1 protein-coding gene is annotated in these 1,101 nt (G+C 66.4%); it reads right to left on the bottom strand.

Annotation, left to right across the window (positions count from 1 at the left end; translation table 11 throughout):
• A partial coding sequence (locus tag MKK55_RS21870) for a flagellar protein (RefSeq protein WP_243937621.1) occupies nt 1–1,101 on the bottom strand: 1,101 nt, incomplete at both ends.

Raw genomic sequence — 1,101 nt, 5'->3', positions numbered from 1 at the left:
TAGCGGAGGGGCTGAAACACGGCCTGGCTGGGCTGGTTTGCCCGCGAGGGGGCCGAGATGCCGGGCGAATGGCGGGGCGGCCGGGCCTGGGAGTTCGCGGGCTTCTCGTTGAGGTCGGCATCGGTGGGCTTGGAGGCGGCGGTGTCGAGCACGGTCTGGAGGTTCTTGGTGAAGGCCTGACGGTTCTGCACCACCGACAGGTTCGAGCCGGAGGTCGAGGCCTGCGAGCGCAGGGTCGAGGACGCGTTCGTCAGGCTGGTGAGCGTCGAGGTCACCGTGCTGTCGAGCAGGAAGTTGCCCTTGCCGTCCGCAGTCGCACCGGAGTTGCCGGTGATCGACGTCAGGCTGAGGCCGCCCGAGGTGGCATCGACGCCCTGCACGTCGAGGTTCGAGGTGTCCTTCTCGTTGAACGAGATGTGCAGCTTGTTCGAAGCCGCGCTGCTCGACAGCAGGTTGGTGCCGTTGAAGCTCGAGTCCTTGGCGAGCTGGTCGATCTGCGTCAGCAGGCTGTTGTACTGCTTGGCGAGCGCCGCGCGCTCCTTGACCCCGGTCACCGTCAGGTTCGAGCTCTGACCCGCCGTCGAGGTGGTGCCGTATTGAGGACCCGCGTTCGCGGTGCCGCTGGTGAAGCCGAGCGCGGTCTGGTCGGCGGGCGACGAGAACTCGATATCGGCCGTACCGTTGACGACGATCTTGGTGCCGGTGACGTCCTTGCTGAACGCGTTGCCCGCACCTTGGGCGCTGACGGCGGTGTTCAGCTTGGCGATGGTCGTGTCGATGGTGTCGCTGGCGGTCAGCGTGGTCGAGACCGCGGTGCCGTTGACTTCCAAGTTAACGGATCCGGCAGCGGCCGAGAAGGCAGCGGCGGCCGTTCCGGTGGTGGTGATCTGCGTCGCGAGCGCCTGGTTGGCGGTCGACTTGGCCGAGTCCACGAGCTTCTGGATCGAGGTCAGGCCCTGGTTGGCCGCCTGGATCGTCTGCACGCCGTTGGAGATGCTGTCGAGCAGGGTGCCGAGATCCGAGGAGCGGTTCGACAGGCTCTGCGCGGTGAAGAAGTTGACCGGGTTGTCGAGGGCCGAGGAAACCTTCTTGCCGGTGGAA

This window comes from Methylobacterium sp. J-059, from assembly GCF_022829485.1.
Classification (GTDB): domain Bacteria; phylum Pseudomonadota; class Alphaproteobacteria; order Rhizobiales; family Beijerinckiaceae; genus Methylobacterium.
Note: the sequence above shows the minus strand (reverse complement) of the source record. Positions and strands in the feature narration are given on the sequence as shown.